Annotated in this window: 11 protein-coding genes; 7 read left to right on the forward strand and 4 right to left on the reverse strand. The window is 68.1% G+C overall.

Going from position 1 to position 12,825, the window contains the following annotated elements; genetic code table 11:
* Nucleotides 1-14: 14 nt before the first annotated feature.
* Together IAE58_RS11170 and IAE58_RS11175 are read right to left on the reverse strand one after the other, a co-directional pair.
* Complete coding sequence (locus IAE58_RS11170) at nt 15-752, reverse strand: molecular chaperone (protein ID WP_199933377.1); 738 nt, start codon at nt 750-752, stop codon at nt 15-17.
* 12 nt (nt 753-764) lie between these two features.
* Nucleotides 765-1,292 (reverse strand): spore coat U domain-containing protein, encoded by a 528-nt coding sequence (locus tag IAE58_RS11175; protein WP_199933378.1) that lies wholly within the window; start codon nt 1,290-1,292, stop codon nt 765-767.
* 238 nt (nt 1,293-1,530) lie between these two features.
* Between IAE58_RS11175 and map the strand changes: the two genes are divergently transcribed.
* From map to dapE, 5 genes are read left to right on the forward strand one after another with little or no spacing between them, the layout of a single operon-like run.
* Nucleotides 1,531-2,307, forward strand: coding sequence for a type I methionyl aminopeptidase (gene map, locus IAE58_RS11180; protein WP_108751509.1), 777 nt, complete (start codon nt 1,531-1,533; stop codon nt 2,305-2,307).
* A gap of 2 nt (nt 2,308-2,309) precedes the next feature.
* On the forward strand, nt 2,310-4,937 hold the full coding sequence (locus IAE58_RS11185) for a [protein-PII] uridylyltransferase (RefSeq protein ID WP_199933379.1): 2,628 nt from the start codon (nt 2,310-2,312) through the stop codon (nt 4,935-4,937).
* Entirely contained in the window at nt 4,937-6,001 is a 1,065-nt protein-coding gene (gene dapD, locus IAE58_RS11190) for a 2,3,4,5-tetrahydropyridine-2,6-dicarboxylate N-succinyltransferase (RefSeq protein ID WP_199933380.1), read from the forward strand. Before IAE58_RS11185 ends, dapD begins: the two co-directional genes overlap by 1 nt.
* Before the next feature lie 13 nt (nt 6,002-6,014).
* On the forward strand, nt 6,015-6,380 hold the full coding sequence (locus IAE58_RS11195) for an arsenate reductase (RefSeq protein WP_199933381.1): 366 nt from the start codon (nt 6,015-6,017) through the stop codon (nt 6,378-6,380).
* On the forward strand, nt 6,377-7,504 hold the full coding sequence (gene dapE, locus IAE58_RS11200; protein WP_199933382.1) for a succinyl-diaminopimelate desuccinylase: 1,128 nt from the start codon (nt 6,377-6,379) through the stop codon (nt 7,502-7,504). Before IAE58_RS11195 ends, dapE begins: the two co-directional genes overlap by 4 nt.
* 64 nt (nt 7,505-7,568) lie before the next feature.
* Here the strand turns inward: dapE and IAE58_RS11205 are convergent, their stop codons facing one another.
* Both IAE58_RS11205 and IAE58_RS11210 read right to left on the reverse strand, forming a co-directional pair.
* On the reverse strand, nt 7,569-8,252 hold the full coding sequence (locus IAE58_RS11205; RefSeq protein ID WP_199933383.1) for a pentapeptide repeat-containing protein: 684 nt from the start codon (nt 8,250-8,252) through the stop codon (nt 7,569-7,571).
* Nucleotides 8,253-8,349: 97 nt separating this feature from the next.
* The gene (locus tag IAE58_RS11210) at nt 8,350-9,228 is read right to left on the reverse strand and encodes a tetratricopeptide repeat protein (protein ID WP_199933384.1); all 879 of its coding nucleotides are present in this window, start codon (nt 9,226-9,228) and stop codon (nt 8,350-8,352) included.
* 354 nt (nt 9,229-9,582) lie between these two features.
* Here IAE58_RS11210 and asnB point away from each other — a divergent pair, with 354 nt between their 5' ends.
* Entirely contained in the window at nt 9,583-11,274 is a 1,692-nt protein-coding gene (gene asnB / locus IAE58_RS11215) for an asparagine synthase B (RefSeq protein ID WP_108755782.1), read from the forward strand.
* A 68-nt stretch (nt 11,275-11,342) separates the two neighbouring features.
* On the forward strand, nt 11,343-12,731 hold the full coding sequence (locus IAE58_RS11220; RefSeq protein ID WP_199933385.1) for a cation:proton antiporter: 1,389 nt from the start codon (nt 11,343-11,345) through the stop codon (nt 12,729-12,731).
* Nucleotides 12,732-12,825 lie beyond the last annotated feature (94 nt).

The following is a 12,825-nucleotide window of genomic DNA, read 5'->3' on the forward strand; positions in this document are numbered from 1 at the left end:
CGCTCACCAGCGCCTCAGCGAGCCGGTGTGGCGGGCAGGGGCGTCTGCTTGGGCGCGCCATTGAGCTTGGCCGAAATCTGGTCGTTGTCGCGGTCGATCGCCGTGCGTTCCAGCGGCCAGCGCATCACCTGGCCGGGCAGCACATAGCCCAGCAGGCCCGGGTGCACGATGCGCGGGCGGTCGGCGCTGCCCAGTGCAAGATCGGCGATCTGCGCATGGGCCGTGCCGCTGTTGCGCACTTCCACCCCGTCGCGGCCGTCGTCCAGGCGTACCAGCCTTGCCTGCAGCTGCGGCTTCAGGCGGCCAGGCGAAGGCGGCTGGATGAACACCGGAATGGAATAGCGCAGGACGAACTGCATGCCGCTGGCACGACGGGCCAGGTCCGGTACTTCGTCCACGATCAGGCGGAAGTACTGCGGCGCGTCCGGCGGCAGGTTGTCCGGGCGCATCACCCGCACCAGCTGCTGTTGGCCGGCGGCCAGTTCCTGCATGGGCGGGGTGGCCAGCAGGTCTTCGGTGGGCAGCAGCTGCTCCTGGCCGTCCTGCTGCACCCAGCGGAACACGCGCACCTGCAGTTTCACCGGCGCGGTGCCACTGTTGGTCAGCCAGAGTTCGCCGGCGCGCTGGCGTGCATCCAGCTGCAGGGTGGTCGGGGCGACCTGCAGGCTGGTGGCGGCGCGGGCCGGCGCCAGCAGCGCAAGGGCGAGCAGCAGCGCCGCGCCGATGGCGTACCACGGGCGGATCGGGTTCATCGGCACCACCCGTCAGTAGGTGATCGTGGCGGTGACGGTATCCAGGTAGTTACCGGCGGAGGCGTTGTTGGTGCTCAGGTTGCCGATCTGGCCATACACCGTGTACGGCTGGGCCAGGCCGGTGCCGATGCCGGCCTGGGTATTGGTGCCGGACGTGGCACCCCAGACCAAGGTGTGCGCTGCATCGCGATAGAGCTGGTAGCCCACGTAGTTGTTGGCCGTCACCGTGGCGTCAGTGTTCTTCATGCGCCGGGTGGTGACGTCGTTGGCGGTACCGGCATTGGCGCCGGCGTTCAGCGAGATGGTGTACGGGGTCAGGGCCGAGCACTGGGCGGTGACCGTGCCCTGGCCGTTGGTCGGCGTGGCCGTGGTGGACGCGGCGGTGCCGAAGTCCACGTTGGTGGCGGCGGCGGCCGTGATGGTGCAGGCCTTGGTGACGATGAGGGTCACGTTGAAGGTGGTGGTATCGGCGGCGGCGGCGGGGCCGGCCAGCAGCAGGGCCAAGGCCCACGGCAGGGTGGAACGGACTGCGGATCGCATGGACAACCTCCCTGACCCGAAGGTCTGTTGAACAGGGCGAGGGCGGTGCGGGGGCACCGCGCTGACGTCAGTGTCCCCAGAGTTAAGACACTAAGTGTCTGTATTTCGTGAGAAAAATGCGTGGCAAAAGGCCAATCTCATCACGTTTTCACATTCCTTGCCGGAACCGTGCATTGGCCTGACCCTCAGTTGGCCGGCGTTCGTTCAGATTGCAGCTGGATCGGCGATAATGGGTGCCATGAGCGTGAATCTGAAAACCCCGCAGGAAATCGAGATGATGCGCATCGCCGGCCGCCTGGCCAGCGAAGTGCTCGACATCGTCACCCCCCACGTCAAGCCCGGTGTCACCACCGAGGAACTGGACCGCATCTGCCACGACCACATCGTGAACGTGCAGGGCGCCACTCCGGCCAACGTCGGCTACCGCGGCTTCCCCAAGACCGTGTGCACCTCGGTCAACAATGTCATCTGCCACGGCATCCCAAGCGAAGGGAAGGTGCTGAAGGACGGCGACATCATCAACATCGACGTGACCGTCATCAAGGATGGCTGGCACGGCGACACCAGCCGCATGTATTTCGTCGGCACGCCGTCGGTGATGGCCCGCCGCCTGGTGGAAGCCACCTACGAAGCCATGTGGCGCGGCATCCGCGCCGTGCGTCCGGGTGCCACCCTGGGCGATATCGGCCATGCCATCCAGAGCTATGCCGAAGGCGAGCGTTTCAGCGTGGTGCGCGAGTACTGCGGCCATGGCATCGGCAAGGTCTACCACGATGAACCGCAGGTGGTGCATTACGGCCGCCCGGGCCAGGGCCTGGTGCTGCAGCCGGGCATGACCTTCACCATCGAGCCGATGATCAACGAGGGCACCCGCTACAACAAGGTGCTGCCCGATGGCTGGACCGTGGTGACCAAGGACCGCAAGCTGTCGGCGCAGTGGGAGCACATGATCGCGGTCACCGAGACCGGCGTGGACGTGCTGACCCTGTCGCCTGGCGAATCGCAGGTCTCCTGACCATGCTGCCGGCGGGTTCACTGCTGGACGCGCCGGCCGATTCGCTTGACGATCCCGAATGGGCGTCTGCCGCACGGCAGGCGCTGCAGCAGGCCGATGCGCGGCTGTACCGGCGCTTCGACCAGGGCGACAACATCGAACGCCTGATCGCGCTGCGCGCGCGCGCGGCCGATCACCTGATCCGCCTGGCCTGGCAGCGCTGCCTGCCGGCCGACAGCGGCCTGTCCCTCTTTGCGGTGGGCGGTTACGGGCGCGGCGAACTGTTCCCGCGCTCAGACATCGATCTGCTGGTATTCGGTGAAACGTCGGCGCAGATGGCGCACGAAGCGGCGTTGTCGCGGCTGTTCGCCCTGTTGTGGGATTGTGGCCTGGCGGTCAGCCACGCCGTGCGCTCGGCCGCACAGTGCCGCGAAGCGGCCGCCGACCAGACCGTGCTGACCGCCTTGATCGAGGCCCGCCCGATTTTGGCCGACGACGGTGCGCGCCGCGCGCTGCGTGCAGCCGTGGACGACCGCGAGCTGTGGCCGGCGCGGGCCTTCTTCCTGGCCAAGCTGGACGAACTGCGCGGCCGCCACGAACGCTTCGGCGACACCGCCGACAACCTGGAGCCGGACCTGAAGGATGGCCCCGGTGGCCTGCGCGATCTGAACACGCTGGGCTGGATGGCGTTGCGTGCGTTCGGCGTGCGCGATCTGGAAGCGCTGGTGGGTCTGGGCCACCTGGGCGCCGATGAAGCCGCCGCGCTGAAGCGCGAACGTGCGGTGCTGGCGCGCCTGCGCTTCGGCCTGCACCTGGTGGCACGGCGCCCCGAAGAGCGCCTGCGCTTTGATTACCAGAAGACCCTGGCCGCGCGCCTGGGCTTCGAAGACGACGCCGAGAACCTGGGCGTCGAGAAGATGATGCAGGGCTTCTACCGCGCCGCATCGGTGGTGCGGCGTATCAGCGACCGCCTGCTGCAGCGCTTCGAGGAACAGTTCGATGGCGAAGCACAGCCGGAACCGCTGACCGTTGGTTTTTCCCTGCGCCGCGGCTACCTGGCCGCCAACGACGCCGACTGGCCGTGCGGTGATGTCGGCCAGGTGTTCGCCCTGTTTGCCGGGTGGGCCAACAACCCGCAGGTGCGTGGCCTGCATTCATTGACCGCGCGCGCGCTGGCCGAATCGCTGCCGCTGCTGCCGGCCTACGACCAGGCCGATGCCGATGCGCGCGAGCAGTTCATGGCCCTGCTGCGTGGCCAGCGGCCGGTCGAAACCCTTTCGCGCATGGCCCGGCTGGGTGTGCTGGGGCAGTGGATTCCGGCCTTCGCCCAGGTCAGCGGGCGCATGCAGTTCGACCTGTTCCATGTGTACACCGTCGACCAGCACACGCTGATGGTCCTGCGCAACATCGGCCTGTTTGCCAGCAGCCGCGCCGACGAGCGTTTTTCCATCGCCCACGAAGTCTGGCCGCGCCTGCGCAAGCCGGAACTGCTGCTGTTGGCGGGCCTGTTCCACGACATCGCCAAGGGCCGCGGCGGCGACCATTCCGAACTGGGTGCGGTCGATGCGCGCGCGTTCTGCCATGCCCATGCGCTGAGCGGCAGCGATACCGAACTGGTGGCCTGGCTGGTGGAACAGCATCTGCGCATGTCGGTGACCGCGCAGAAGCAGGACATCGCCGATCCGGTGGTGATCCATCGCTTCGCCACCCTGGTCGGCAGCCGCGATCGTCTGGATTACCTGTACCTGCTGACCTGCGCCGACATTGCCGGCACCAGCCCCAAGCTGTGGAATGCGTGGAAGGACCGGCTGCTGGCCGATCTCTACTTCGCCACCCGGCGCGCACTGCGTGATGGCCTGGAGCACCCGATGCCAGCCGCCGAACGCGTGGCCGAAGCGCGCGACAGCGTGCGCGCGCTGGTGCGCGAGCGCGGTTACGACGATGCCACCATCGACCGCCAGTTCGCGGTGATGCCCGATGAAGGCTTCATGCGCCTGCGCCCGGAACAGCTGGCCTGGCAGGCGGCGGCACTGGTGCCGATCAAGCAGGGCCACACCCTGGTGAAGGTGCGCCGGATCAGCGTCGATGACCCCGCGCTGGAAGTGTTCGTGCACTCGCCCGACCGCGACGGTCTATTCGCCGCCATCGTGATGACCCTGGACCGCAAGGGCTACGGCATCCACCGCGCGCGCGTACTGGACGGCCCGTCGGACACCATCTTCGATACCTTCGAAGTGAGCCCGGCCGACAGCTTTGCCGATGGCAGCAGCGCCAATCTGGAAGTGGCGCTGCGCGAGGCGCTGGGCGGCGATCTGACCCGCCTGCGGCCCTCGCGCCGGGCCGTGCCGCGGCAGCTGCGCCACTTCCGTTTCGCCCCGCGCATCGAGTTCCGCGACGAACCCGGTGCCACCCGTTTCGCCCTGGTTGCCCCCGACCGCCCCGGCCTGCTGGCCGACGTGGCGTTCGTGCTGCGCAACCAGGGTCTGCGTGTGCATGACGCACGCATTGCCACGTTCGGCGAACGCGCCGAAGACACCTTCGTGATCAGTGACGAACACGACCTCCCCCTGACTGAACCTGCCCGGCAGCAGCTGCATGACGCGATGCTGGCCTGCCTGGACCCTGATCGAAACGCCGGAGACACCGCCTGATGGCAACCAAGCCCGCCAAGAAGACCGCCGCCACCGCCAAGGGCGCAGCGCCGAAGAAAACCGCTGCCGCCGCGACGGCCGCCAGGAAAACTGCTGCACCGGCGAAGAAGGCGGCGGTGAAGACGCCGGCGGCAAAGAAGCCGGCGGTGAAGAAGGCCCCGTCCAAGAGCGCCGAAGTTGCACGCGCCGAAACCATCGCCCGCAAGTCGCTGCGCAAGCCGCAGGTGCCGGGCGTGGAAGAACTGAAGTTCGGCATCGAGAGCGCCTTCGAGCGCCGCGCCACGCTGACCCTGCACGAGCTGGAAGGCTCGACCCGGCCGCTGGTGAACCGCGTGATCGATGGCCTGGAAACGGGCGAATTCCGCGTGGCCGAGCCCGACGGGCAGGGTGGCTGGAAGGTCAACGAATGGCTGAAGAAGGCCGTGCTGCTGTATTTCCGCGTGAACGACATGGCCGTGGTCGATGCCCGCCCGGCGCCGTTCTGGGACAAGGTGGAATCTCGCTTTGCCGGTTATGACGAAGCGAAGTTCCGCCGCGCCGGCGTGCGCGTGGTGCCCGGTGCGATTGCCCGCCGTGGCACCTACTTCGGCAAGGACGTGGTGCTGATGCCGAGCTTCACCAACATCGGCGCCTACGTGGGCGAAGGCACCATGGTCGATACCTGGGCCACCGTGGGCTCCTGCGCGCAGATCGGCCAGCACTGCCACCTGTCCGGCGGCGCCGGCATCGGCGGCGTGCTGGAACCGCTGCAGGCCAGCCCGACCATCATCGAAGACCACTGCTTCATCGGTGCGCGTTCGGAAGTGGTGGAAGGCGTGGTGGTCGGCCACCACAGCGTGATCGGCATGGGCGTGTTCCTCAGCCAGAGCACCCGCATCTACAACCGCGCCACCGGTGAAATCACCTACGGTTACATTCCGCCGTACAGCGTGGTGGTGTCCGGTTCGCTGCCCAGCAAAGATGGCACCCACTCGCTGTACTGCGCGGTGATCGTCAAGCAGGTCGATGCCAAGACCCGCAGCAAGACCAGCGTGAACGATCTGCTGCGCGGCCTGGCCGACTGAGCGGGGCGCCTGCATGACCACCACCGTCTACGGCCTGAAGAACTGCGACACCTGCAAGAAGGCCACCAAGTGGCTGGACCGCTTCGGCGTGGCGTACACCTTCGTTGACTACCGCGACAACAAGCCCAGCCCGGAAACGCTGCTGCAATGGGCCGCGCAGCTGGGCGGCCTGGCCGCGATGGTCAACAAGTCGTCCACCACCTGGCGGCAGTTGCCGGACAACCGCAAGGCGGCCGAATCGGACGCCGAGTGGAAGCTGCTGCTGCGCGAATACCCGCAGCTGATCAAACGTCCGCTGGTGGTCACCGCCGACGGCACGGTCAGCCAGGGCTTCAGTGACAACGGCTTCAAGGCGCGCTTCGGCGTGGGCGGCGCGTGAGCGCCGTCCTGGACCTGGCCTGCGAGCTGATCGCGCGGCCGTCGGTCACCCCCGACGACGCCGGTTGCCAGGCGCTGCTGGGCGATCGCCTGGCCGCCGCCGGCTTCCACCGCGAGCACCTGCGCCTGGGCGAGGTCGACAACCTGTGGGCCACCCACGGCAGCGGCGCGCCGATGCTGGTGCTGCTGGGCCACACCGACGTGGTGCCGCCGGGCCCGCGCGAGGCCTGGCAGAGCGATCCGTTCGTGCCGCAGATCCGCGACGGTGTGCTGTACGGGCGTGGCGCGGCCGACATGAAGGGCAGCGTGGCCGCGTTCGTGGTGGCCGCCGAGCAGTTCGTTGCCGCCCACCCGGATCATCCCGGCACGCTGGCCGTGCTGCTGACCAGCGATGAGGAAGGCGATGCCATCGATGGCGTGCGCCATGTCGCGCGTCTGTTCGCCGAACGCGGGCAACGCATCGACTGGTGCATCACCGGCGAACCGTCGTCCACCGCCACCCTGGGCGACCTGCTGCGTGTCGGCCGTCGCGGCAGCCTGTCGGCGAAGCTGCAGGTGCAGGGCGTGCAAGGCCACGTCGCGTACCCGGACAAGGCGCGCAACCCGATCCACCAAGCCGCACCGGCGCTGGCCGAACTGAGCGCGCGGCGCTGGGACGAGGGCTATGAGAGCTTCCCGCCGACCAGCCTGCAGATCTCCAACATCCACGCCGGTACCGGTGCCAACAACGTGATTCCCGGCGTGCTGGAGGTGGATTTCAACATCCGCTACAACCCGCACTGGGACGCGCCGAAGCTGGAAGCAGAGATCAGCGCGCTGCTGGACCGCCACGGCCTGCAGTACAGCCTGAAGTGGCACCGCAGCGGCGAGCCGTTCTACACCCCTGAAGGCACCCTGCGCGCCACCGCGCGTGCGGTGCTGGCCGAGCACATCGGCCGGGCGCCGGAAGAAAGCACCGGTGGCGGTACCTCGGATGCACGTTTCATCGCGCCGCTGGGCGCACAGTGCATCGAAGTGGGGCCGGTGAATGCCAGCATCCACCAGGTGGACGAAAACGTGCGCGTGGACGAACTGGACGCGTTGCCTGGGCTGTACCAGCGCTTGGTAGAACGGCTGCTGGGCTGATCCAGCGCCTGCACTGGCCGGTGCCCGTTGGCGGGCGCCGGCCTGGTGTCACACCCGGGTCAAGTCATCCCACGATCAAGCCGAACGCGGCCATCGCCGCAGCCGCCTGCGCATGCGAGATGCGCGCCTTGCGGAAGTGCTTGGCATCCATCACGTTCAGTCCGCTGATATCGGTATCACGCAGGTCGGCGCCATCGAAGCGCGCCAGCCGTGCCTGCACGTTGCGCAGGCTGCCGCCCTCGAACACCGCATCGCGGAAGTCGCAGCCGGAGACATCGGCTTCGGAAAAATCATTGCCGCACAACTGCGACTTGCGGAATGACAGCCCGCGCAGGTCGGCGCTGACCAGCAGGCAATCGCGGAACGACAGCAGCCAGCCACCGGCTTCCTGCAGCTGCGCGCCGGTCAGCTTGCAGCCCAGGAACTGCACCGACGACAGCGTCGAGCGCCGCCAGTGACTGTTGTTCAGATCGCAGTGTTCAAAGCGCGAATCGCTCAGCTGGGCCGAAGTGAAATCGACACCGGCGCCACGGCAGCGGCTCCACTGCGTTTCCTCCAGCGATGCCGCCAGCCACTGCGAACCGGCCACTGCACAGTGGTCGAACTGGAACCCGTCCATGTCCAGGCGGGAAAAATCGCCGTGCTCGAACGAACATTCCTCGAAGCGCGCCGCGCGCGGATGGGCGGCGACAATCGCCTGCATGCGCGCGCGGTCGATGGTTTCGCCATGGAAACGAGCCTGGGCCATGTGTACTGCCGTTGTTTCAAGCCAAGCTCCATTTTCGCCAACTCTGCGGCGCAGGGGCAGTCTTGTGATGCCGGCGTGGCCGTGTACAGCGCCAGCGCTACTCCGAGAAGTTGAACATCGGCGGCTCTACCGCGCGCTGCCAGTACGACGGTGCGGCCATGTAGAAGCGCTGTGCTTCGGCACGCGCGAACCAGGCCGCGGCGGCATCGCGGTCGCGCGGCACGCCCGGTGCGCCGCGGCCCAGCAGCAGCCCGGCGAAGTACTGGCCAAAGACATGGCCGTGCTCGCCGGCCTGCTGGTACAGCTGCAGCGCGCGTGCGGGATCACGAGGCAGTCCCACGCCGCGCTCCAGCACCGCACCCAGGTCCACCTGGGCGTCGGCATCGCCACGGGCGGCGCGCCGCTGCAGCTTCACTAGCTGCGGGTGCGGCGTGCCGTCCTGCGTTGCCAGTGCGGCCGGCAGTCCGGATGAGCGTGAGGGCAGGCGCTTGTAGACCATCTGCCGCAGGTCCCAGCGCAGTGCCTGCGCGGCGTCGCCACGCCGCCGGTAGGCCTGGGCCAGGTCGGCGAATGCATAGGGATTGCCATGTTGGGCGGCGGCCAGATACCAGCGCTCGCCACGTCGCCACGACGCGCGGATGGGCGGCGCGGTGACCACGTCGGGCGCCGTGCCGTGGCGCAGCGTGCCCTCGCTCCAGATCCGCCCCAGAGCTGCTTCGGCCCGTGTGTTGTTGAACGTCCACGGCTGCGCGGCGGCCGCCCGGGCATACAGGTCCAGCGCACGCCGGTCATTGCGCACCTCGAAGTACTCGGCGGCGCTGAAGGCGCTCTCGAAGCGGCCATCGGCGGCCTCGCGTTCCCAGGTTGCGGCCAGCGCGGGTGGCGTGCGCGGCGCTGGACTGCTGCAGGCGCCCAGGGCCAGCGCACAGGCCAGCGCGAACAGGTGGGGCAGGGGGCGTCCAATGCGGTGTGGCATTCCAGTGATCGATCAATGGCGGGGCCGCAGTATGCCGTTGTGGCGCTGTCTGCGGCCTGCACTGGTTGCCGACGCAACTGTTGCGCCCGTCGGAAAAGCGGGGTAGCTTCAATCCCATGTCGATCCGCCTGGCCACCGCCGTCAATACCAACCGCAATAATCTGCGCGCGAATAATCGTGCGCGGCCGATGCGGGACTGCGCCCTGGGTAGATAGACAGCTTCATACGCCCGGACACCAGAAAACCCGCATCGGTCGATGCGGGTTTTTTTGTGCCCGGGCGCAGCCTGCCCGGGCCTGGTTGGCCGGTCGAACACCTTCCCCCCGTGTAATTCCCCACAACAGGAGCCCTCCCATGTGTTCGATCTTCGGCATCTTCGGCCTGCAGGCCGGTGACGATCTTCCCGCCCTGCGCCGCCACGCGCTGGAACTGTCGCAGCGGCAGCGCCACCGCGGCCCGGACTGGAGCGGGGTATACCTGGACGAAGGCGCACTGCTGGTACACGAACGCCTGGCCATCGTCGATCCGGCCGGCGGTTCGCAGCCGCTGCTGTCGGCGGACGGGCAGCTGGCGCTGGCGGTGAACGGCGAAATCTACAACCACCAGGCGCTGAAGGCGGGCCTGACCCAGCCCTACGACTTCCAGACCGGTTCGGACTGCGAGGTGATCAACGCGCTGTACCGCCAGGGCGGTGCGCCGGCGCAGTGGCTGGAGCAGATCAACGGCATCTTTGCCTTTGCCCTGTGGGATCGCGATGCCGGTCGCGTGCTGGTTGCCCGCGATCCGATCGGCGTGGTGCCGCTGTACTGGGGCCACGATGCCCAGGGCCGCTTGCGCGTGGCCTCGGAAATGAAGGCGCTGGTGGACACCTGTGCCGACGTGGCGCAGTTCCCGCCGGGCCATTACTACGACAGCGCCAGCGGCGAACTGGTCCGCTATTACCAGCAACCGTGGCGCGACTACGCCGATGTGGAAGGGCGCCAGGCCGACCTGGCCGAGCTGCGCCAGGCCTTCGAACAGGCGGTGGAACGCCAGCTGATGAGCGATGTGCCCTACGGCGTGCTGTTGTCCGGTGGCCTGGATTCGTCGCTGGTGGCGGCCGTGGCCGCACGCTTTGCCCGCCGCCGCATCGAAGATGGCGGTCAGAGTGAAGCCTGGTGGCCCCGCCTGCACTCCTTCGCCATTGGCCTGCAGGGATCGCCGGACCTGGCCGCCGCCGCGGTGGCCGCCGAAGCGCTGGGCACGGTGCACCACGGTTTCGAATACACCTTCGAAGAAGGCCTGGACGTGCTGCCGGAAGTGATCCGCCACATCGAAACCTACGATGTGACCACCATCCGCGCGTCCACCCCGATGTTCCTGCTGGCACGGCGGATCAAGGCGATGGGGGTGAAGATGGTGCTGTCCGGCGAAGGCAGCGACGAGATCTTCGGCGGCTATCTGTACTTCCACAAGGCGCCCGATGCGCGCGAATTCCACCAGGAACTGGTGCGCAAGCTCGATGCCCTGCACAACTACGATTGCCTGCGTGCCAACAAGTCGATGATGGCCTGGGGCGTGGAGCCGCGCGTACCGTTCCTGGACCGCCAGTTCCTGGACGTAGCCATGCGCTTCGATGCCGCCCACAAGATGGTCGGCGCCGGTTTCGGTGGCCGCCGCATCGAGAAGGCGGTACTGCGCGAGGCCTTCGATGGCTACCTGCCCGACAGCATCCTGTGGCGGCAGAAGGAGCAGTTCAGCGATGGCGTGGGTTACGGCTGGATCGACGGGCTGAAGGCGCATGCCGAAGCGCAGGTGAGCGACCGCGTGCTGGCGGCCGCCGACAAGCGCTTCCCGCACAACCCGCCGCAGACCAAGGAGGCGTACTACTACCGCCACCTGTTCGAGCAGTTCTTCCCCAGCCATGCCGCCGCGGAAACCGTGCCAGGCGGCAAGTCGATTGCCTGTTCGTCGCCGGCGGCCATCGCCTGGGATGCCAGCTTCGCCGCGGCCGCCGATCCGTCCGGCCGCGCCATCGCCGGCGTGCACGAACAGGCCCTGGCCTGAGCGATGACCGGTAGCGCCGGGCCATGCCCGGCGCAAGCAAGTATCATCGGCCCCCTGCGCATTGGGGAATGTTCATGGACGTACAGAACGGAGGCCACGCGCCGCCGATGAAATGGGGGTGGCGCTACCTGGCCTGGGCCGCGCTTCCTCTGCTGGCCGGCCTGTTGCTGGCCCGCTATGCCGGTCCGTGCGTGCCTGTGGCGGCGGCCAAGGCCGAAGCCGTTGTCGGCGCCGATTGGGCCCATCACCTGACCTCGCCGCTGGGGCTGTTCCTGCTGCAGCTGCTGGTGCTGCTGCTGGTGGCCAAGGGGGCCGGCGCGCTGCTCAAGCGCCTGGGGCAACCGGCGGTGATCGGTGAAATGGCAGCCGGCCTGATGATGGGACCGCTGCTGCTGGGCAGTCTGCTGCCGCAGGTCCATGGCCTGCTGTTCCCGGCCGCGTCGCTGGGGCCGCTGGGCATGCTCAGCCAGTTGGGCGTGTTGATGTTCCTGCTGGTGGCCGGTGCCGAACTGGACCTGGGCGCACTGCGCGGGCGCCGCCGGTTCGCGTTCACCGTCAGCCACGCCGGCATTGCCGTGCCATTCGTGATGGGCGTGCTGCTGGCGGTGTGGCTGTACCCGCAGCATGGGCCGCAGGGCGTGGGCTTCACCGCGTTCGCGCTGTTCGTGGGCGTGTCGATGAGCATCACCGCCTTCCCGGTGCTGCTGCGCATCCTGGCCGACCGCGGCATCACCCACAGCCCGCTGGGGCAGACCGCCATTGCCTGCGCTGCACTGGGCGATGCCACGGCGTGGTGCCTGCTGGCATTGATCGTGGCTGCCGCGCAGGCCACCGGCTGGCTGACGGCCAGCCTGAACCTGGTCTGCGTGGTGCTGTTCGTGGCGATCATGCTGGGCGTGGTGAAGCCCTGGTTTGCGCGCCAGCAGATTGTTGCCGGGCGCGAGGGGCGCTGGTTGCTGGGCATCCTGCTGCTGGCCCTGGCCAGCGCGCTGGTGACCGAAGTGCTGGGTATCCATGCCTTGTTCGGTGCGTTCGCCGCCGGCGTGGCGGTGTCGTCCAACGAGCAGCTGCGGCACCTGCTGATGGCGCGGGTGGAACCGTTCGCGGTGACCCTGCTGCTGCCGCTGTTCTTCGCCATGACCGGCCTGCGCATGCGCGCCGATGCGCTGCAGACCCAGGACATCCTGCTGTGCCTGGTGGTGATTGCGGTGGCCACGGCGGGCAAGCTGCTGGGCACCTTCAGCGCCGCACGCAGTACCGGCATGCCCAGCCGCGAGGCGTGGCGCCTGGGTGCGCTGATGAACACCCGCGGCTTGATGGAGCTGATCGTGCTGAACCTGGGCTACGAACTGGGCCTGCTGGGCGATCGCTTGTTCGCGGTGCTGGTGATCATGGCGCTGGTAACCACCGCGATGACCGGGCCGCTGTTGAACCTGATCGAGCGCCGAAAGGCCTGATCCGGTAGCGCCGGGTCATGCCCGGCGAGCGCGCAGCGCGGATGGATCGTGCGCCGCCGGGCATGGCCCGGGGGGACCCTTGGGCAAGATGTAA

This window comes from Stenotrophomonas sp. S49 (assembly GCF_016624905.1).
In the GTDB taxonomy this organism is placed as follows: Bacteria; Pseudomonadota; Gammaproteobacteria; order Xanthomonadales; family Xanthomonadaceae; genus Stenotrophomonas.